A 20031-nucleotide genomic window follows, 5' to 3' on the forward strand; every position below is an offset into this window, starting at 1 on the left:
TCTATCGCATGCGTTGGTAATGTGAGAAGTCTATACGAAAACAGCTAAGTTTGTTGGCGTTGCGGCGGTAGTGCAGGTTGGCATTATTAATTTGCGCAAGTTCGCGGCTGATATACAGGCCCAAGCCTGAGCCCTGGCTGTCGGTGGTGTAAAATGGCTCAAAAATTTCGTTGAGCTTTTCATCGTCTATACCTTTGCCGTAATCAATCACCTCAATGTAGGCGCGCTCGTCATTGTGTGCGACGCCCGCTTCGAGCTCGATGCGCGCTTCGCCAGTTTGCTTTTGACTGTAACGCAAACCGTTATCCACCAAGTTTGATAGGATTTGACTCAAGTGAGTCGGATCAAATTTTGTAAGCAGTGAGCTTGAGTGTACATGTAGGTTGATTGCGCCCTGACGGTGGGCCTGGTGGTCATTAATAAAATGCGGCAGCCAGGTTGCCAGATTGATCTGTTCCGGTTTGGGTTCGCGCCGGCGGCTGAGGTTTAAGGTATTTTCGATAATGTCGTTGACGCGAACGCTATTGTTTAAAATGATTTCGGTCAGGCGCCGCTCGCTCTTTGGCAGCTCATCGCTCTCGTTGAGCAGTTGCGCCGCATGCGACATCGCCCCGAGTGGATTGCGGATCTCGTGGGCAATGCTTGCCGCGAGCCGCCCCAGTGAGGCGAGTTTTAGCTGCTGAGCTTGTTGCAAAAAACTGCCGTAGTCTTCCAGGTAAAAAATCGTCTTGCCCTGCTCGTTTTCATCGAGGTGGGAGGCGCTAAGTTTTAATTGGGCGCCGCTAACACTGCGAATAACGGTACTACTTTTTTCTTCGAGCAAGCGTTGCCAGTCGTTTAGCAGCGGCGCTATTTCTTTGTAATCGGCGATTAGGCTGCCATATTCTGTTTGTGTATTATCGAGGCCTAACAGCAGCTTGGCTGAGCTGTTCATTAGTTCTATGCGCTTGGCAGCATCGACAACGATAATACCGGTTTGCATACGAGTGATGATATTTTGTGCAATAAATTGCAAGTTCTTTATTTGTCGGTTGCGCTCTTCACTTTCGGCACTTTCTTGTCTGAGCTTGGTGCTAACGTGACTTAAGGTAAAGCTGACGATAAACGCTACCAAGCCGAGCAAGCCGCTGGTAAAAATCGTTTTGGTTGGGTTTTTATCGTAATCCTGTAGCAGCCAGGCCTCGAGCAACAGGCCGATGCTAATTAGCGCCGCGTAGGCGTAGGCAACCTGGGCGCGCACAAACATCGAACTCATCGCAACACTGACAATCAACAGATACGGCAGCCCGCTTTCAATACCTTTACTGGCGTGGATGAGTAAAAACAGCGCGGCGATATCCGTGATAAAAAACAGGTGGAGAAAGTAGGGGCTGTATTTGGTGCTGTGACTTGGGCGCAGCAGCAGGCTTAAGCAGACCATTGCGAGATAAGCGAGGCTGACCTGGCTGTAGAGTACCGATGACAGGGCGCCGAGCACTTCTCCGGCGACGCCTGAAAAGTGCATACCAACTAAAAGTGCGGCCAGGACCAAGCGGTAGTAGAGATAGACTTGCAGGGCTTGTTGACTGAAATCACGGCGCGGGGCCGGGCTGTTTTGCATTGATATTCCGTTTTGCTTCATTTTCTACTTTAGCGGACAATACCGCCCTCGCTGCATTACCGGAGTTTTCCCAGCATGTCCAAATTAAGCCTCGCCCTGGCGCAACTGAACCCCCTTGTCGGCGATATAGACGGCAACGCTCAGTTAATCCTGCAAACAGCGCGCGATATTTTAGCAGAGAAGGCCGTTGATTTAGTGCTTTTCCCCGAGTTAACGCTCTGCGGTTATCCGCCTGAGGATTTGTTGCTACGGCCGAGTTTACAGCGACGTGTCGATAGAGCGTTGCAGGTACTGATCGATGCCAGGCTGCCCTGCGCCCTGGTGGTTGGTTACCCCCGCCAGAGCGAGCGCGGCTTGTTGAATATGGCCGGTGTGATTGTCGATGGGCAGCTCTTGTTTGAATACGCCAAACGCTGCTTGCCGAATTATCAGGTTTTTGATGAAAAGCGTTATTTTGTCGAGGGTCAGAGCAAAGCGGAGTTTGAGTTCAAAGGTGTCAAACTGGCGCTGAGCATCTGTGAAGACATTTGGGATGGCAGCCCGCTCGAAGAGCTCAAAACTGAAAATATCGATTTGGTGTTGAACTTAAATGCCTCGCCGTTTCATCGCGATAAACAAGCCGAGCGCGAGCGCCTGGTCGCCAAGCGAGCAGAGATGATTCAGGCTCCAATAGCCTATGTAAATCAAGTTGGCGGGCAAGACGAGCTGGTTTTTGACGGCGGCTCATTTGCCATCAACGCCGATGCTTCGCTGGCGGCCAGAGCGAGCTTGTTTAAACAGCAAAACATCTTGCTTGAGCTTGATCAGGGGCGCTTGTCTGGCGCAGGTGATCAGGCGATCAACCGAGACTATGACAGTGACAAGCTCGCGTGTATTTACGATGCGCTGGTGCTCGGTGTGCGCGACTACGTCAATAAGAACGGCTTTAAAGGGGTGGTGCTCGGTTTATCGGGGGGCATCGATTCCGCGTTGACACTCGCCGTTGCGGTCGATGCGCTCGGTGCAGAGCGTGTGCAGGCTGTGATGATGCCGTTTCACTATACCTCGCAGATGAGTAAAGACGATGCCAGCGAGCAGGCCAGGCGCATGGGCGTTGAATACCACTCTATAGGCATCGAGCATATTTATGAGCAGTTTATGCTGGCGCTTGAGCCCGTGTTAGCAGGCAGCAAACGCGATACCACCGAAGAAAATCTGCAGGCGCGCAGCCGCGGTGTATTGTTGATGGCCATCTCCAACAAACTTGGCTACCTGGTACTTACCACCGGAAACAAGAGCGAGATGTCGGTTGGCTACGCGACGCTGTACGGAGATATGGCCGGTGGCCTCGACGTGCTTAAGGATGTGCCGAAGGTGACGGTATTTGAGCTGGCGCGTTACCGCAATACGCGTTCCGATGTGATCCCGGAAAATGTGATTACACGCCCGCCATCGGCTGAATTGGCCCCGGACCAGGTCGACAGTGACTCGTTGCCAGACTATGAGGTACTCGACCAAATTCTGCAGTTGTATGTTGAAGAAGACCAGAGCGCCGAAGCGATTATTGCGCGCGGTTTTGATGCCGCTGATGTGCGCAAGGTGCTGCGCTTAGTTGATGTGAACGAATACAAACGCCGCCAAGCGCCAGTTGGTATTCGCATATCCAGCCGCGCATTTGGCCGCGACCGGCGCTATCCAATTACCAATGGTTGGAAAATTGGCGATTAATATTTAGCCGCGAGTGGGGAAGCGGGGTGAGCTTTCGTTGGCTGGGCAAATGCACACGCACTTGCCCAAGTGTTGGGCGGCTTCAGCCGGCGGGCGGCTCCAGGATGTCGCCCGCGCTGTCTTCATCGTAAAACGGGTCGTAGACTTTTCTTGTGTCAAACTTGATGCTCGGGCGCTTGTCGAATACACCAAAGGTGACATAACTAACCCAGGACCGGTCCTGATCACTGCCGTACTGGTAGTCAAATTCGCCGTCTTCCAGTGCCGGGTAGTGTGGATAGTTGTACTTCAATACTTTGATCGCATCTTCCGACAGCGGCTGCATATCGATTAAATGATAAGCCTGGGCCATAACGGCCAGCGCGTCGGGCACGGCGGGGGTGCCTTGCATATTCTCAACAACCCAGCGGCCGCGGTTGGCAGCGGCGAGATAGGCGCCGCGCTTAAAGTAGTAGTTGGCGACGTTGATCTCGGCGCGGGCGAGCGTGTTGCGCAGATAAATCATGCGCTTTTCAGCATCGAGCGCATAAGGGCTTTGCGGATACTCGTTGAGCAGCTCGGCAAAGTGGTTAAAGCTTTCTTTGGCGGTGCCCGGGTCGCGCATAGTTGTATCGACCGGGAAAAATGAAGAGAACACCGAGTCATTGTAAAAGCTGGCGATACCGCGCATATAAAAGGCGTAGTCGACGTTGCGGTGCTGCGGGTGCAAGCGGATAAAACGATCGGCACTGGCCAGCGCCGCTTCAAATTCGCCGGCTTTATAATAGGCGTAGATTAACTCAAGCTGGGCTTGCTCGGCATAGGTGCCAAAGGGGAAGTTTTCTTCCAGCGCCTGCAAGGTGTCGATAGCGAGCTCCCAGCTGTAGCTGTCGAGGTAGCGCTGAGCGCGCTCAAAAACTTCCTGTTCGCTGCCTCGCCCGTAGTCTTCGTCGCTGGCACAGCCGACTAACAAAGTAAGAGATAGGCACACACTGGCCAGAAAGGTGCTCTGGCGATTTGAACGAAAGTAGTTCGACATTCTAGAATCAACGCTTGTAATCAGTCTTGGCGCGGCGCATGATGCCGCGTTTTCAGCACTCCGCGCTATTTCTATCGTGAGGTGCTAGTTCAACGGCGGTGTTCAAGCTTTAAAGCGCACCGCTAGTCAGTAAATCAGGGCCGACAGTGTAATTAGGCGGCCGGCGAAAAACAATGACGACACCCAGCTCAAGTATTCAGCTCAGCGAAATTGTACCGACGATCTATGCCGGCTCGCGTTTAGACCAGGCGGCGGCAGCGATGTTCCCGGATTTTAGCCGCTCGCGCTTAAAAGACTGGATCAAAAGCGGCGCTTTAACTATCGATGGCCGCAGCCTTAAGCCCAATAGCAAACTCGGCGGTGGCGAACTTCTTGAGCTGGAGGCGGAGCTGGCGGCCGACGGCGCATTTTTACCCGAAGCAATGGCGCTCGATATCTGTTTTGAAGACGAACATATACTCGTGGTAAACAAGCCTGCGGGGCTGGTAGTGCACCCTGCGGCCGGCAATTGGTCGGGCACGCTGCTCAATGGTTTATTGCATTACTGCCCTGAACTCGCGCAGATTCCAAGGGCCGGCATAGTGCACCGACTCGATAAAGGTACCTCGGGCTTGATGGTGGTTGCCAAAAGCCTAAAAGCTCAGTTGTCGCTGGTTGAGCAGCTGCAGGCGCGCACGGTCACTCGCCGTTATTGGGCCTTGGTTCGCGGTGAACCAGCCGCTGAAGGCTGTGTCGATGCCGCCATCGGCCGCCACAGCAGCCAGCGAACCAAAATGGCGGTGCTCACAAGCGGCGGTAAAGAGGCGCGCACACACTACCGGCGCTTGAGCAAGCTCAAAGGTTTTGCGCTGATGGAACTCAAGCTTGAGACCGGGCGCACCCATCAGATTCGTGTGCATATGGCGCACCTGTCGCACAGCCTGATCGGCGACCCTGTATACGGGGCAAAGTGGACAGCGGCTGAAAAACATGATGCCAGCCTGGCAGCAGCTCTCGCTTTTTCGCGCCAGGCCCTGCACGCCAAAGCGCTCGGTTTGATTCACCCGTGCAGCGGTGAAACGATGAGCTGGGAGCTACCTTTAGCTGAGGACTTTTCCGCTTTGTTGAGTGCAATGAGGCAGCGAGCCGATGCTTTTTCAGGCTAAGTGGCCTGCCCCGGCTTCGGTAAAAACCGCGCTGACAACACGAGACGGCGGTGTCAGCGCTGCGCCTTTTGACAGCTTCAATCTGGCGTCGCACGTCGGTGATCTCGATAGTTGTGTTCAGTTAAATCGTCAGCGCTTAAGTGAGTCTTTACAGAACCGGGCGAGCGCCTCCCCTAAACTGCAGTGGCTAACGCAAGTGCACGGTACCGAGCTTGTTGAGCTTGACTGTTCTTTGGCCGAGCCGATTGAGGCCGATGCGAGCTATACCAAAAAGGCGGGCGTGGCTTGTGTGGTGATGACGGCAGATTGTTTGCCGCTGCTTATTTGCGATAAGGCCGGTTCGCAAGTGGCCGCTGTGCACGCCGGCTGGAAGGGACTGGCCGACGGTATTGTCAGTCGTGCCGTTGCCGCATTTGACGCGCCGGCAAGTGAGCTGATGGTCTATCTTGGGCCGGCGATATCACAAGCCGCATTTGAAGTGGGCGAGGATGTCAGGCAAGCCTTTGAGAACGCGCAAGCGCAGCGCCGTTTTGCCGAGCCAATCGCACACGCTTTTTGCGAGCGCGCCAAGCAAGATACATCGGGCGCCAACAAATTTTTTGCCGATTTATACCGTCTGGCCCGCTCCGAGCTTTGTGCGCTCGGGGTGAGACAGATTTACGGCGGCGACTTTTGCACCTACAGCGATAAACAGCGCTTTTTTTCCTATCGCCGAGACGGCCGCTGCGGTCGCATGGCTTCATTAATCTGGCTGGCTGACTAAGTTTTTTTACGCCAAAACACGCTTATTGCATACGCAAAAAACTTGTTATTAGCGTTATCGCCCCTATTTATTCACTAACGTGTTACAGCTCTTTTGGCGGGCCACTGAGCGGTAGCGCTTATTTTGTTTTTGTAACGGTGAATGTATGCGAATTGACAGACTAACCAACCCTTTGCAGATGGCGCTTTCGGATGCTCAGTCGCTGGCGATTGGCCGGGATCACGCTAATTTAGACCCTTTGCACCTGCTGCAAGCCATGCTTGATCAGCGCGGTGGCACCGTGCGCCCGCTGCTGCAGGCGGCCAACTTTGATTTAAATGCTCTGCGCAATGAATTAAATAAAGCGCTCGACGCTTTGCCGAGTATCAGTTCGCCAACCGGCGATATCAGCATGTCGCCGGAGCTGGGGCGCTTGCTGAACCTGGCCGACAAACACGCGCAGGAAAACAAAGACAAATTTATTTCCAGTGAAAGTGTGCTGATCGCTGCCATGCGCGATGGCAAATTTAATATCGCCAAGTTATTGCTGGCCTGCGGTGAACTGGCGAGTTTGGAGCGCGCGGTTAAAAATGTACGCGGCGGTGAAACCGTTGATAACCCGGAGGCGGAAGAGAACCGTCAGGCGCTTGAAAAATATACTGTCGATCTAACCGCGCGCGCCGAGTCGGGCAAGCTCGATCCGGTTATTGGTCGCGATGACGAGATTCGTCGCACTGTGCAGGTACTGCAGCGCCGCACTAAAAACAATCCGGTGTTAATTGGTGAGCCGGGTGTGGGTAAAACTGCAATCGTCGAGGGTTTGGCGCAGCGCATTGTCAATGGTGAAGTTCCCGAAGGTTTAAAAAATAAGCGCCTATTAAGCCTGGATCTAGGCTCTTTGCTGGCCGGGGCGAAGTTTCGCGGCGAATTTGAGGAGCGCTTAAAATCGGTGCTCAATGAACTCGGCAAGCAAGAAGGCCGAATTATTTTATTTGTCGATGAGTTACATACGATGGTTGGCGCAGGCAAAGCCGACGGGGCAATGGATGCCGGCAATATGCTCAAGCCAGCTTTGGCTCGCGGCGAGCTGCACTGTGTCGGCGCCACCACACTCGATGAATACCGCCAGTTTATTGAAAAAGATGCCGCGCTTGAGCGCCGTTTTCAAAAAGTCTTGGTTGACGAGCCCTCCGAAGAGGACACGATTGCTATCTTGCGCGGCTTAAAAGAGCGCTATGAAGTTCATCACGGCGTCAACATTACTGATTCAGCAATTATTGCGTCGGCAAAATTAAGTCAGCGCTATATCACCGACAGGCAGTTGCCTGACAAGGCGATTGATTTGGTTGACGAGGCAGCGAGCCGCATTCGCATGGAAATCGACTCCAAGCCTGAGCAAATGGACAAGCTCGAGCGCCGTTTGATTCAATTAAAAATTGAGCGAGAGGCGGTGAAAAAAGATGAAGACGAAGCCTCGCGTGCGCGCCTTGAAAAAATTGAACAGCAAATAGACCAAGCTGAACGCGCGTTTGCCGAACTCGATGAAATATGGCGCGCTGAAAAAATTGCACTTAAAGGTACCCAGGAAATCAAAAGTACTCTGGAGCAGGCGCGCCTCGATTTAGAAGCCGCTCACCGCGCCGGTGATTTAGCGCGTATGAGTGAGCTGCAGTACGGCATTATTCCCGATCTCGAGAAACAGCTCGATATGGCTGCGCAAGCAGAGATGCAGGATACGACTTTGCTGCGCAATAAAGTGACGGATGAAGAAATCGCCGAAGTGGTATCAAAGTGGACGGGCATACCAGTGAGCAAAATGCTCGAGGGCGAGCGCGAAAAACTTCTGCGTATGGAAGAGGTGCTGCATCAGCGTGTTATCGGCCAGAAAGAAGCCGTAGTTGCGGTCGCGAATGCGGTAAGGCGCGCGCGCGCCGGTTTGAGTGACCCGAACAGGCCCAACGGTTCTTTCCTGTTTTTAGGCCCGACCGGTGTCGGTAAAACCGAGCTGTGTAAAACTCTGGCAACCTTTTTGTTTGACAGTGAAGATGCAATGGTACGCATCGACATGAGTGAGTTTATGGAAAAGCACAGCGTTGCGCGCTTGATCGGTGCGCCGCCTGGCTATGTCGGTTATGAAGAGGGCGGGTATTTGACCGAAGCTGTGCGCCGCAAGCCGTATTCGGTGCTCTTGCTCGATGAGGTTGAAAAGGCGCATCCCGATGTCTTTAACATTTTATTGCAGGTGCTAGAAGACGGGCGTTTAACTGACGGCCAGGGGCGTACGGTTGATTTTCGCAATACGGTTGTGGTGATGACGTCTAACCTCGGTTCCGACGCCATTCAGGAAATCACTGAAAATAAAGCCTTCGATAGCATCAGTTTTGACGGTTCGGCAACGTCGGATGATGTGCTGAACGAAAATCGCTACGAAGCGATGAAAGCTGCGGTGATGAATGTGGTCGGCACGCATTTTAGGCCGGAGTTTATTAATCGCATCGACGAGGCCGTTGTGTTCCACCCGCTTGGTGAGAGCCAAATTCGGGGTATCGCCACGATTCAAATTGACAGGCTTAAAGCGCGTTTGGCCGAGCGGGACTTACAACTGCAGATTAGCGACGAGGCGATGGACTTGATTGCCGAAGCCGGCTACGACCCGGTTTACGGCGCTCGCCCACTAAAACGCGCTATTCAGAGCCTGCTTGAGAACACCTTGGCCGAAAGGCTTTTGGCCGGCGATTTTGTCGCTGGAGATATGATTAAGGTCGGCCTGGACGCCGGGCAGCTTAGTTTTACTAAATAGCTTTATTAAACGAGCTTGTTGTAAATGTTTATCGATACACACAAAAAAGCCGAGCTAACGCTCGGCTTTTTTGTGTGCTTGCTTGTCAGCGGCGCCTTATTTACCACAGGCGTCTTTAAGAAACTGCTGGCTCATATCGATTTCCTTGGCAATTTCTTCCGGGCTCAGATAGCGTGAGCTGCCATCGCTCTCTTGAATGCGTATACGGCTGCCGCTGCTTTTGAGTGTCGACAGGCGATCCTGCTCTGCTTTGCACTCTTTTTGGCGCTGAGCTTTGAGTTCTTGCTGCTGGGCGGCGAGCTTTGTATCGTTGCCAGTTTGCTCATCTGCGCTGCTATTGTTGCTTGCGCTCGGCGATTTTGAGCCGTCACCGCGAGTGGTAACACGCTCGGCCTCAACGCCGTGAGGCGGGGTTGAGCCGTAGTGTACAACTCCGTCTTCGCCCTTCCAGCGCCAGTATTCGCCGGCTGAGCTCGGCAAGCTTAGGCTAGCAGCGGTGATCAGTAGGCTTGCGCTTACTGCTAACTTAGGCAGTAAATTCATAGTTATTTCCTGTAAAGCGGCTTGGTTAACGTCCGTTGGGTACGGAATAAGTCAGCCTTTAGTATAGGGCAAAGCCCGGCCGAATAAATATGTGCCAGGCCAAGTGCTCAAGTTTTGTGCGCTGGGTAGGCCAAATTGTAGCAAGGTCTTGACTTTGAAGGCTTAGTTGAGAAAATATCGCTTCGCGATACTGCGCCACGCCGATGTAAAGCTGTGTGAGCGTATCAAAGGCCGGGGCAACACTCTGGCTGACCATTTCTAACGGGTATACCAACGCCCGCCGGTGGACATCGAACAGACGTAACGGCGCTGTTCCATACAATCGCGAATAATAGAACACTAGGTGGCCACCGGGCTTCTACGGCGAGAGTCTGTGCGTTGATGCGCAGTTCTGTGCCCGACATATTGATTTTGCTGGCAGCACTTAGGCTGCTGCCGTTTTCGTTATTGAAAATACAAATTGAGACTAGCGATCCATGCAAGAAGAGGATAAGAAAGTGGAAATGCTTTCCGGCGGTGACATGCTGATCCGCTCTCTGGCTGATGAAGGTGTTGACTGCATCTTTGGTTACCCAGGCGGCGCGGCGCTTCATATTTACGACGCAATATTTCGCCAGCAGCGCGTGCGCCACGTGCTGGTGCGCCACGAGCAGGCCGCGACGCACGCGGCAGACGGCTACGCGCGCGCTACCGGCAAACCCGGTGTGGTGCTGGTTACCTCTGGCCCCGGCGCAACCAATGCGATCACCGGCATCGCTACGGCGTATATGGACTCTATTCCAATGGTGGTGATTTCCGGCCAGGTTGTGTCGGATAAAATTGGTGAAGATGCGTTTCAGGAAACAGACATGGTTGGCGTCAGCCGCCCGATTGTGAAGCACAGCTTCTTGGTTAAAGACGCGCGCGATATTGCCGAGACGGTGAAAAAAGCGTTTTACATCGCCACAACCGGGCGCCCCGGCCCCGTGGTTATTGATGTACCTAAAGATATTACTAACCCCATTGATACCTACGCTTACAGTTATCCGGACAAGGTTAAAATTCGCTCGTATACCCCGGCGTTAAAAGGCCACAGCGGGCAGATTAAAAAAGCGGTTGCCTTACTTCTTGCGGCGAGTCGCCCGGTTATTTACGCCGGCGGCGGTGTAGTTCAGGGTGAGGCATCTGAGCAGCTTACCGAGCTTGCGCGCCTTCTGAACTTCCCGGTGACCAACACTTTGATGGGGCTTGGCGCCTATCCTGCAACCGACAAGCAGTTTCTCGGCATGCTCGGTATGCACGGCACGGTGGAGGCGAATACCGCCATGCATCACGCCGATGTGATTCTCTGTGCCGGTGCGCGCTTTGATGATCGTGTGACCAATACGCCGAGCAAGTTCTGCCCGAATGCCAAGATCATTCATATTGATGTTGATCCGGCGTCGATATCTAAAACCATTACCGCCGATGTACCCATCGTTGGCCCGGTCGATAGTGTGCTTGACGAAATGCTTGAGCTGGTCAAGCAGAGCCAGGACAAGCCCGGCGATGCTGCGCTGGAAAGCTGGTGGGAGCAGATCAACCAGTGGCGTGAGCGCTACAACATTATCGACAAGCCCAACTACGATACCAGCAGCGATATGCTCAAGCCGCAGGAGGTGGTGCGTGCGCTTTGGGAGGTGACCAATGGCGACGCTTATGTTTGTTCGGACGTTGGGCAGCACCAGATGTTTTCGGCACTGTATTACCAGTTTGATAAGCCGCGGCGCTGGATTAACAGCGGCGGTCTCGGCACCATGGGTTTTGGCCTGCCTGCGGCGCTCGGTGTTAAGTACGCGCACCGCGACGCCGATGTTGTGTGTGTGACAGGCGAAGGCTCTATTCAAATGTGTATCCAAGAGCTAAGCACGCTGACGCAATACAACCTGCCGGTAAAAATTATCTGCTTAAACAATCAGGCGCTCGGCATGGTGAAGCAGTGGCAGGATATGCAATACGGTAGCCGTTACTCTGAAAGCTTGTATGAAGATTCGCTGCCGGACTTTCCAAAATTGATGGAGGCTTACGGCCACGTCGGTATGAAAGTGACCAAGCGCTCTGAGCTGAAACAGAAGCTTGAAGAGTGTTTTGCCATGAAAGATAAAACCGTGTTTATGGATATTTATGTCGATCCAAGTGAGCACGTTTACCCCATGCAAGTTGCGCCAAACGGCTCCATGCGCGACATGTTGATCAGCAAGACGGAGCGTACTTAATGAATAGAAAACGTATTATCTCGATTCTGATGGAAAACGAACCCGGCGCTTTGAGCCGGGTGGTCGGTTTATTTAGCCAGCGCGGCTACAATATCGAGAGCTTAACGGTGGCTCCGACCGAGGACACATCGCTGTCGCGTTTGACGTTGATGACCATCGGTGACGATCACAAAATTGAGCAGATCACCAAGCACTTAAATCGTTTGATCGACGTGGTTAAATTGGTAGATTTAAGTGAAGGCGCGCACATTGAGCGCGAATTAATGCTGATTAAAGTGCGCGCCACCGGTGCGCAGCGCGCTGAAGTAAAGCGCTGTGTCGATATTTTTCGCGGCATGATTGTCGATGTCACCCCGTCTGTCTATTGCATTCAAATCACCGGCGACAGTGAAAAGCTCGATGCATTTATCGCCGCTGTCGGTGAAGCGGCGATTATTGAAGTTGTGCGCTCTGGGGTTAGTGGTATCGCCAGAGGTGAAAAAATCTTAAGTCTATAGCTGCTAAGCAAGGGCTTGTTTCACACTTTGAAAAAAACGGGGCTTTTTAGCCCCGTTTTTTTTGGTCTAAGCCTGCGGGACTAACCTCTTAGGTCTACAGACTGCAGCTGCATGAGCTTTCTAAAATGCACCAACCATAACGAGGGTTGGAATCATGCATTCTGTTTTATCCATAACAACTGTTTTGTTGCTACTGCTGTTAACGGCTTGCGGCGGCGTCACTTTATCTCCCAATATCGAAGTCGCTGACGATAGCGGGCAAGATACACCCAGCGATAACTCGGCTGTGGCTGAAGGGCAAAGTCCGAATTCCGGCTCTGAGCCTCGGCCCAGCCCTTCTTTGCTGCCAGACTTGGATTCGGATCCGGACTTAGAATCGGATTCGAACCTGGGCTCGGGTTTAGGTTCAGGCTCAGCTCCTGACGAAATTAATGATTCGGGCTCGGATAATACGCTTGAGCCGTTGCCCGATGAAAGTCCGGATGAAGATATCGCAATTGCAAAGCTCTATCAGCAGCAGTGCCAGGCTTGTCACGGTAATAAAGGCAGTGGCCAGCCTCAGGGCTCGTCAATATTGCTCGCTCTGGAAAGTAACTCGGTTATCAATACCATCGCGCGCAGCATGCCCATTAGTAATCCCGACGCATGTGATGAGGCGTGTGCACAAGCCATGGTTGCCTGGCTGCGCGCAGAAAATGACGCGGGGCAAAACCAGGCGCCTGAGAAAACGCAGGTAGTTTTGGAAAACCCCGAGCAAAGTTATCGCCGGGCAAGTTTGTTTTTGCGCGGAGAAATACCCAGTGAACAGCGTCTGGCGGAGGTTGCTGGATTAACAGACGAACAATTGCGCAGCGAAATATTGGCGTTAATGCAGGGGCCCGGTTTTCATGAATTTATAAAGCGCTCTGCCAATGACAAATTATTGGTGCGTGGCACTAACCTCGGCCCAGTTAATTTTTACAACGCTTTAAAACCCTATTATTCAAATCTTGCTGAGTTAATTGAGCTGCGCGATGAGCAAGGTCTTAACGATTACAATAAGAGCCTTGCCGAAGAGCCGCTGGAGCTTATCGCATATATTGTAGAAAACGATAGGCCTTATTCTGAAATTCTTACCGCCGATTATACCGTGGTGGATGAGGCGCTAGATCTCTTATACCAAAGTAATAAACAACCGGGTAAAAATTGGGTCAAAGCGGTTAATCAAGGCCAGCATGTACGCAGCAATAGCAAAAAACTCTATGAGTCAGACCGCCGAATCGAACTGCCGCACGCGGGTATTTTGAGCACGCTGGCTTATAACTTGCGCTGGCCATCGAGCGAAACCAACCGCAATCGTGCGCGGGCCAAATATATTATGCTCAATTTCCTCGGTTTTGATATCGAGGCGGTTGCGGCGCGAGACTTCAGTGATGAAGAGCTGGCCGATGCCGATAATCCCACCTTAAATAACCCCGCCTGCGCGCAGTGTCACGAAGCCTTAGACCCAATAGCCGGTGCCTTTCAGAATGTCGGCAACAACGGCACCTTTTTAGATCGCTTAGGGGCCGATGGGCTCGACGCTCTCGATGCGGTTTATGTGAAAAACAGCGCTTTGTACAACGAGGGGGATCGCTGGTACGCCGATATGCGCAAGCCTGGCTATTACGGTGCGCTTTTAAATAACGATAACCACGCGCTGCGCTGGTTGGCAGAGCAACTGGTTAACGATGAGCGTTTTGCTGAAGCCACAGTGAAATTTTGGTGGCCGGCATTATTTGGTGAGCAGCTGCTGCACGACAAGCTTAGTGAAGCCCAATATCGTGCGCGGCAAGCCGTGCTCGATGAGCTCGCCGCTGATTTTCGTATGCACGAAAACTTAAAGTGGCTGTTGGCGGACATGATTATGAGCCCGTGGTTTCGCGCAAGTGCGGTTCGCGCTGATGTCGATATGGCCCTAGAAAATATCGGCGCCAAGCGCCTGCTAACGCCGGAAGAGGCGAGTGCAAAGCTAAGTTCACTGGCTGGTTTAGCGCTCGATGACTATCAAAAAACTTACAGTAGTTATTTTGGTGGCATCGACTCGTATAACAGTGTGCAGCGCGGGCGGGAGCTGGCCCCGCTTATGTATAAAGTTGCCGAGCGCGTTGCGCTGGACCGAGCCTGCTCTGTGGTTGTCAGTGATTTTAATCGGCCGCAAGCGCAGCGCGAGTTATTTCCCTATGTCACAAAAGCAGATTTTCCCGGGCAGCGTTTCATTGCCATGCTCGATACCTTTACGCAAAGCACGGTTGCGGATGGTGGCGCAGACGAGCTCGGCCTGGAGCTGAAAAGCTCGAATGAGGCAATGCAAGTTGAGCTCCAGCTTTTTTCCCAGGTGGCCTATCTTGCGGATGTCAGTCTTGTGGATGCATCCGGACGTGAGCTCTGGTTTAAATCCGGGCTCGACTTTGTCAACGAGTTTTTAGTAAGCGGCTCGACCAACTCGGCCAACAACAAACTCAGTGGTGAGAAAGACGCAGCCTATTTGCGAACCAGTGAAAAGCTTTTGTTTGAGCTTCCAAGTGTCGACGGTGCTCAGCAGCTTAAGTTTAGGTTGTGGCGAAAAAATAGTAATAAACGCATTGCTGTATTTGTTCACACAGTAAATACCCCCGGAGCGTTTGAACCGCAAAGCAACCCAGAATTTACTTCGCAGTTAGTTTATCTGGCTCGCCGTTTTTATGGCGAAAGCTGGGCGGCAAACAGCGATGAGCTGCACCGTTTGGCCGCGCTTTTTCAGCAAGCCCGAGCGCTCAAGTTAGAGCGTGGTGCCCACGGTGATATTAAAGAGTCCGGGCAGTACTGTAATTATTCTGACCCGGAAAAACGCAATGAACGAGAGTGGGGCGATGACCCTTGGGCGACACTTAGCGCATGGCGCACTGTGTTGGTGGCAATGATGTCTGATATGCAATTTATTTACGAGTAAGAAAATGAAAAGAAGACAATTTTTACGCAGTGCAGGTTTGGGTGTCGGGCTGGCGATGATGCCGGGTTTGAAACTCTGGGCTGCAGACGAAAGTTATACAGGGAAACTATTGGTGACCATTCGCGCAAATGGTGGCTGGGACCCGACGCTATTTTGTGACCCGAAAGAAAATGTGCCCGGTGAGCGTATTATTACTCACTGGTCAGAGAATGAAAGTACGCGCCGAGTTGGAAATATTCCCTACGCTGCTTTTGGGCAAAACGATGATTTTTTTAAGCGTCACTACCAAAAGATGTTGGTTGTAAATGGCATAAATACCAAAACCAACAGTCACAAAGGTGGGCGAAAGAAAATGAACGCAGGCGATGGCAGTGTTGCCAGTATCAGCGGTTTGTTTGCCCATGTGCACGGCAGTGCGCTAACCCTGCCCTGGCTGGTTGACGCCTACGATAGAACCTATACCGAGGGCTTATTGGTTCGCACCAAGGTCGGTGGCAGCGGCGCCCTGGAAACCTTGGTTAAACCCAATCAGCGCAGCCTCAGTGACCAGAGTCAAGCCTTGCACGACGATGATCACAGCCTTGTTCAAGCCTATATTAAAGATCGCGTAACTGCGTTTCGCCGCGAAGGTGTTGAGCTCGATCGCGCGGCCAAGTGGTTAAAACACTTTGAGGCGGCGTCAAAGCAGGATCCGCGCCTGGCGACGATGAGTGAAACCTTAAGTACAAGTGAGCGCGGTGATTTCGCAGAGAACAGTTTTAACAATAAGTTATTGTTTGCTGTTGCTGCATTTAAGTCGGGCGTGTCGGTTTCGGCCGATTTAGCCACAGGCGGTTTTGATACGCATAATCGCAATGATGAAAGACAGGCGGGGCACTACAAAACCTTGCTAAGCGGCATCGACTATTTATGGTTTTTAGCCGAGCAGCACGGTTTTGACGACAGGTTGATTGTGCAGGTTGAATCCGATTTTGCTCGCACACCGCATTACAACAATAAAGATGGTAAAGATCACTGGTCCGTTGGCAGCAAGGTGTTTATGGAAAAAAATGCGCGCTGGGCAAACAAGGTTGCCGGAGGAACGGACGAGGGGCAAAACGCATTGAGGTTCAACTTGAGTAGTTTGAAGCGAGATGACGCCGGCGCTCAGCTCAGTCCAAATTTAGTAAATCACGCGTTTAGGGAATATTTAGGCATTAACGAGCATGCCGACGCCCAACGCATGCGCTTGAGCGAGGTGTTAATACCGATATTCAGTTAAGCGAAAGTACCTCGAGGCCGCTTCTTAATTTTGTCGGTGGCTATTTGATTAGCTGCCACAATGCACTGACTAGAGGGCTTTTAAGGCGCCGGCTTTGCACGCAGGCGCCAACATCATATGGGGCGATATCGGGTTGTACGCTAAATTCTTTCACTTTATTTTTAAGTGGGCTATTTTCGACCACGATTTTAGGTATTAGGCCGACACCGCAGCCGAGACTGACCATCGAAACAATGGCTTCGTTACCACTAACCTGGCTATATATATTGGGGGTAAAGCCTTTTTGTTGAACCCATTGATTAAAGCGCTCTCTGGCCAAACCTCGCTCAGAGACAATCATCGGCAGCTGAGCCCAACTTCGACGACTGTTGTTTTTGGCCAGCTCGTTAAAGTGTGTATCATCGGCGGCGCAGATAAAAATCAGCGGCGAGCTGTCGAACTGTTTGAAACTGAGGCCGGGCGGGAAGCGCGGTAGCTTTGCCGCGATGGCAATATCCTCTAAGCCCTGGCTTACACGCTCGATTGCATCGGCCGGGTCGCCGGTATGCAGTTTGATTTGTATTAAAGGTTGCTCTTCACGAAAACGAGCGAGCATGTCATATAAAAAGCTATAACTTGCGGTCACCGAGCAGTAAATGCTTACCGACCCGCTGAGCTGGCCACTGCGGCTGCGCAGGTCTTCCCGGTAGGTTTCCCAGTGTTGCAGCTGCTCTCTGGCAAAACTTAAAAAACGCTCGCCTTCAGCGCTTAGCGCGACATGCCTGTTATCTCGCTCGAACAAGGTTGTGCCGAGCTCCTCCTCCATGCTCTGAATCACTCGGCTTAACTTGCTTGCACTAATATGTTGTTGCTGAGCGCAGCGGTTGAAGCTGCCTGTCTCTGCCAGCTTGATAAATAGCTTTAGTTTTTCTTGGTTCATAGTTCGTTTAAATTTGGCTCCGCACATAGGGCTGGTTAGGGCATCGGCGCGTGATTGTCTCTCAACCCTGCTCGTACTCTGGCTGCTTGTGCAATACGGTAAATCCGTGTTTTCGTTATAGAAAAGAAACTGATTTATTCGTTTGGCACTGAGTCTAGGGTGGGGGAGAGCTTCTCTGGGTAATCAGCTGCCGGGAGCAGCTGCTTAGCGGACATGGATGTCTAGAGCGTGCCCAGAGAAGCTCTCCCCCACCATAGGCGGTATCTAAATTAAAAGAATGATTGTATTGCAAAATCGGCAACAAACATTTGCAAATATATCATTTTACTCAATAGAGCAAAATAACTAGAATGCGCCCATCTTCCAACCTCCCTGTTTCAGGAGCAAAGCATGTCTTTGAATGTTTATTACGATGCAGATTGCGATCTGTCCATCATCCAAGGTAAAAAAGTTGCCATCATCGGTTACGGCTCTCAGGGCCACGCCCACGCTTGTAACCTGAAAGACTCCGGTGTAGACGTAACTGTTGGTCTGCGTGCTGGTTCTTCTTCTATTGCCAAAGCCGAAGCTCACGGCCTGAAAGTATCTGACGTACCTTCAGCTGTTCAAGCTGCTGACGTTGTAATGATCCTGACTCCGGACGAGTTCCAGAGTGTTTTATATAAAGAAGAGATCGAGCCAAACATCAAAGAAGGCGCTACCCTGGCTTTTGCTCACGGTTTTGCTATCCACTACAACCAGGTCGTTCCTCGCAAAGACCTCGACGTCATCATGGTTGCTCCTAAAGCACCCGGTCACACTGTGCGTTCTGAGTTTGTGCGTGGTGGCGGTATCCCTGATCTGATTGCTATCTACCAAGATGCTTCAGGTAAAGCTAAAGATCTGGCTCTGTCTTACGCTTCTGGTGTTGGTGGCGGTCGTTCAGGCATTATCGAAACGACCTTCAAAGACGAGACTGAAACTGACCTCTTTGGTGAGCAAGCCGTTCTGTGTGGTGGTGCGGTTGAGCTGGTTAAAATGGGTTTCGAAACTCTGGTTGAAGCCGGTTACGCTCCAGAGATGGCTTACTTTGAGTGTCTGCACGAACTTAAGCTGATTGTGGACCTGATGTTCGAAGGCGGCATCGCCAACATGAACTACTCAATCTCCAACAACGCTGAGTACGGTGAATACGTAACTGGTCCTCAGGTTATCAACGAAGAGTCTCGTTACGCTATGCGTGAAGCCCTGAAGAACATTCAGGACGGCGTATACGCGAAGAAATTCATCCTCGAAGGTCAGGCTAACTACCCAGAGATGACTGCATGGCGCCGTAACAACGCCGCTCACCCAATTGAGCAGGTTGGTGAGAAGCTGCGTGCCATGATGCCATGGATTGCTGCGAACAAGATCGTAGACCAAGAGAAAAACTAAGTAGCTAGCGGTGAGGGCATTTGCTTTTGCCGCTATTTAGTTAGAATACAGCGCGGCTTCGGCCGCGTTTTTTGTTTTTGGCCCAGGGGTAGGGGATAAGCGTCACCAGCTTATTATTGCTCGCGGCATCGAGACTTGAGCTGACTCCTTATAGGGGGTGAGTTTGTACCTGAGACGATAGAGAGAGACTTATGTCCGATAAGCACGATCACCACGAATTTGTCGAGATTGCAGGCGCTGATGCGGTGCCCATCGATGAGCATGTTGAAGAAGTCGAAAAAAACGGCGGCAAAGTGCAGCGCAAAGGTATCTACCTGCTGCCTAACTTATTTACCACCGGCGCGCTCTTTGGTGGTTTTTATGCGCTGTTGGCGGCGTTTCACGGTGACTTTGCTTCCGCCGCGATGGCTATTTTTGCAGCGCAGATTCTCGATGGTTTTGATGGTCGGGTTGCGCGCATGACTAACACTCAAAGTGCTTTTGGCACTGAGTTCGATAGCTTGAGTGATATGGTCAGCTTTGGTTTGGCCCCGGCTGTGGTGGTCTTTAGCTGGGCGCTTGAGCCTTTGGGTAAGTTCGGTGTTGCAGCGGCTTTTGTGTTTGTTGCCTGTGCGGCCATTCGTTTGGCTCGCTTTAATACTCAAGTGGAAAGCACCGACAGCCGCTTTTTCACCGGTTTAGCGAGTCCCCCGGCGGCGACGTTGATGGCGTCTGGCGTTTGGTGGGGCTCGAGCCTCGAACTGAGTACGGAGATTTCTGTTTTTGCCGCGATTGTTACCGCGATTGTTGGCATATTGATGGTTAGCAATATCAAATATCAGAGCTTTAAGGGGCTTGATGCCAATCGCCGTGTGCCGTTTGCCGCGATGATCATTACCTTAATTGTTTTTGTGGTGGTGCTGATCGACCCGCCGGTGGTGCTGTTTCTGATGGCTTTTACTTATGCACTCAGTGGCCCTGCTTGTTGGGCTTTTTCGGTAGTGAAGCGCCGGTTTAGCCGCGGCTCGGAAAGCGACGTATAAACACATTGCAGTTTTTTTAAATTAAGCCTTGACGGGCCAAAGGCGCTGCGTATAATGCGCGCCTCTCAACGACGCCCTGCGTTGTTTTTTGATGTCCGGCTCGGGTCGGTTTTTGTGTTAGAAGCTTCTTAGCTCTGGCACAAAAAGAAAAGCAAAATTAAGTGTTGCAAACGTCAAAAA

Annotated in this window: 14 protein-coding genes; 10 read left to right on the plus strand and 4 right to left on the minus strand. The window is 52.0% G+C overall.

The window, feature by feature from the left end; translation table 11 throughout:
- Window position 1 precedes the first annotated feature (1 nt).
- On the minus strand, window positions 2-1600 hold the full coding sequence (locus tag CFK45_RS15415; RefSeq protein ID WP_158224726.1) for a sensor histidine kinase: 1599 nt from the start codon (window positions 1598-1600) through the stop codon (window positions 2-4).
- A 75-nt stretch (window positions 1601-1675) separates the two neighbouring features.
- Here CFK45_RS15415 and CFK45_RS15420 point away from each other — a divergent pair, with 75 nt between their 5' ends.
- A complete protein-coding gene (locus tag CFK45_RS15420) occupies window positions 1676-3307 on the plus strand; it encodes an NAD+ synthase (RefSeq protein ID WP_096087331.1) in 1632 nt (543 codons plus the stop codon).
- 82 nt (window positions 3308-3389) lie between these two features.
- Here CFK45_RS15420 and CFK45_RS15425 read toward each other — a convergent pair whose 3' ends face one another.
- Complete coding sequence (locus CFK45_RS15425; protein ID WP_096087332.1) at window positions 3390-4325, minus strand: outer membrane protein assembly factor BamD; 936 nt, start codon at window positions 4323-4325, stop codon at window positions 3390-3392.
- 173 nt (window positions 4326-4498) lie between these two features.
- Here CFK45_RS15425 and rluD point away from each other — a divergent pair, with 173 nt between their 5' ends.
- The 3 genes from rluD to clpB all read left to right on the plus strand — a co-directional run bounded on the left by rluD (window position 4499) and on the right by clpB (window position 9012).
- Window positions 4499-5470 carry a 23S rRNA pseudouridine(1911/1915/1917) synthase RluD gene (rluD, locus tag CFK45_RS15430; RefSeq protein ID WP_096087333.1) on the plus strand — a complete coding sequence of 324 codons (972 nt, stop codon included), beginning with the start codon at window positions 4499-4501 and terminating at the stop codon, window positions 5468-5470.
- Window positions 5454-6233, plus strand: coding sequence for a peptidoglycan editing factor PgeF (gene pgeF, locus CFK45_RS15435; RefSeq protein WP_096087334.1), 780 nt, complete (start codon window positions 5454-5456; stop codon window positions 6231-6233). The genes rluD and pgeF overlap by 17 nt, the downstream gene beginning before the upstream one ends.
- A gap of 145 nt (window positions 6234-6378) precedes the next feature.
- On the plus strand, window positions 6379-9012 hold the full coding sequence (gene clpB, locus CFK45_RS15440) for an ATP-dependent chaperone ClpB (protein ID WP_096087335.1): 2634 nt from the start codon (window positions 6379-6381) through the stop codon (window positions 9010-9012).
- Between the two features lie 96 nt (window positions 9013-9108).
- On the opposite strand, the gene CFK45_RS15445 is transcribed toward clpB, so the two are convergent.
- Window positions 9109-9555 carry a DUF4124 domain-containing protein gene (locus tag CFK45_RS15445; RefSeq protein ID WP_096087336.1) on the minus strand — a complete coding sequence of 149 codons (447 nt, stop codon included), beginning with the start codon at window positions 9553-9555 and terminating at the stop codon, window positions 9109-9111.
- Window positions 9556-10052: 497 nt separating this feature from the next.
- On the opposite strand from CFK45_RS15445, the gene CFK45_RS15455 reads away from it, so the two are divergent.
- From CFK45_RS15455 to CFK45_RS15470, 4 genes are all read left to right on the plus strand, one after another.
- A complete protein-coding gene (locus tag CFK45_RS15455) occupies window positions 10053-11789 on the plus strand; it encodes an acetolactate synthase 3 large subunit (protein ID WP_096087357.1) in 1737 nt (578 codons plus the stop codon).
- Window positions 11789-12286, plus strand: coding sequence for an acetolactate synthase small subunit (ilvN, locus tag CFK45_RS15460; RefSeq protein ID WP_096087338.1), 498 nt, complete (start codon window positions 11789-11791; stop codon window positions 12284-12286). The genes CFK45_RS15455 and ilvN overlap by 1 nt, the downstream gene beginning before the upstream one ends.
- A gap of 154 nt (window positions 12287-12440) precedes the next feature.
- Window positions 12441-15236 carry a c-type cytochrome gene (locus tag CFK45_RS15465; RefSeq protein WP_096087339.1) on the plus strand — a complete coding sequence of 932 codons (2796 nt, stop codon included), beginning with the start codon at window positions 12441-12443 and terminating at the stop codon, window positions 15234-15236.
- A 4-nt stretch (window positions 15237-15240) separates the two neighbouring features.
- On the plus strand, window positions 15241-16497 hold the full coding sequence (locus tag CFK45_RS15470) for a DUF1501 domain-containing protein (RefSeq protein ID WP_096087340.1): 1257 nt from the start codon (window positions 15241-15243) through the stop codon (window positions 16495-16497).
- A 40-nt stretch (window positions 16498-16537) separates the two neighbouring features.
- On the opposite strand, the gene ilvY is transcribed toward CFK45_RS15470, so the two are convergent.
- On the minus strand, window positions 16538-17416 hold the full coding sequence (gene ilvY, locus CFK45_RS15475; protein WP_096087341.1) for an HTH-type transcriptional activator IlvY: 879 nt from the start codon (window positions 17414-17416) through the stop codon (window positions 16538-16540).
- A 396-nt stretch (window positions 17417-17812) separates the two neighbouring features.
- On the opposite strand from ilvY, the gene ilvC reads away from it, so the two are divergent.
- Window positions 17813-18829 (plus strand): ketol-acid reductoisomerase, encoded by a 1017-nt coding sequence (gene ilvC / locus CFK45_RS15480; RefSeq protein ID WP_096087358.1) that lies wholly within the window; start codon window positions 17813-17815, stop codon window positions 18827-18829.
- A 191-nt stretch (window positions 18830-19020) separates the two neighbouring features.
- Window positions 19021-19851, plus strand: coding sequence for a CDP-diacylglycerol--serine O-phosphatidyltransferase (pssA, locus tag CFK45_RS15485; RefSeq protein ID WP_096087342.1), 831 nt, complete (start codon window positions 19021-19023; stop codon window positions 19849-19851).
- Window positions 19852-20031: the final 180 nt, after the last annotated feature.

Source organism: Agaribacterium haliotis, from assembly GCF_002312815.1.
Classification (GTDB): Bacteria; Pseudomonadota; Gammaproteobacteria; order Pseudomonadales; family Cellvibrionaceae; genus Agaribacterium; species Agaribacterium haliotis.

Bases quoted from the DNA above. Each gene is read 5' to 3' on its own strand.
- CFK45_RS15415 (WP_158224726.1), bottom strand. From the start codon at position 1,600: ATGCAAAACAGCCCGGCCCCGCGCCGTGATTTCAGTCAACAAGCCCTG.
- CFK45_RS15420 (WP_096087331.1), top strand. From the start codon at position 1,676: ATGTCCAAATTAAGCCTCGCCCTGGCGCAACTGAACCCCCTTGTCGGC.
- CFK45_RS15425 (WP_096087332.1), bottom strand. From the start codon at position 4,325: ATGTCGAACTACTTTCGTTCAAATCGCCAGAGCACCTTTCTGGCCAGT.
- rluD (WP_096087333.1), top strand. From the start codon at position 4,499: ATGACGACACCCAGCTCAAGTATTCAGCTCAGCGAAATTGTACCGACG.
- pgeF (WP_096087334.1), top strand. From the start codon at position 5,454: ATGCTTTTTCAGGCTAAGTGGCCTGCCCCGGCTTCGGTAAAAACCGCG.
- clpB (WP_096087335.1), top strand. From the start codon at position 6,379: ATGCGAATTGACAGACTAACCAACCCTTTGCAGATGGCGCTTTCGGAT.
- CFK45_RS15445 (WP_096087336.1), bottom strand. From the start codon at position 9,555: ATGAATTTACTGCCTAAGTTAGCAGTAAGCGCAAGCCTACTGATCACC.
- ilvN (WP_096087338.1), top strand. From the start codon at position 11,789: ATGAATAGAAAACGTATTATCTCGATTCTGATGGAAAACGAACCCGGC.
- CFK45_RS15465 (WP_096087339.1), top strand. From the start codon at position 12,441: ATGCATTCTGTTTTATCCATAACAACTGTTTTGTTGCTACTGCTGTTA.
- CFK45_RS15470 (WP_096087340.1), top strand. From the start codon at position 15,241: ATGAAAAGAAGACAATTTTTACGCAGTGCAGGTTTGGGTGTCGGGCTG.
- ilvY (WP_096087341.1), bottom strand. From the start codon at position 17,416: ATGAACCAAGAAAAACTAAAGCTATTTATCAAGCTGGCAGAGACAGGC.
- pssA (WP_096087342.1), top strand. From the start codon at position 19,021: ATGTCCGATAAGCACGATCACCACGAATTTGTCGAGATTGCAGGCGCT.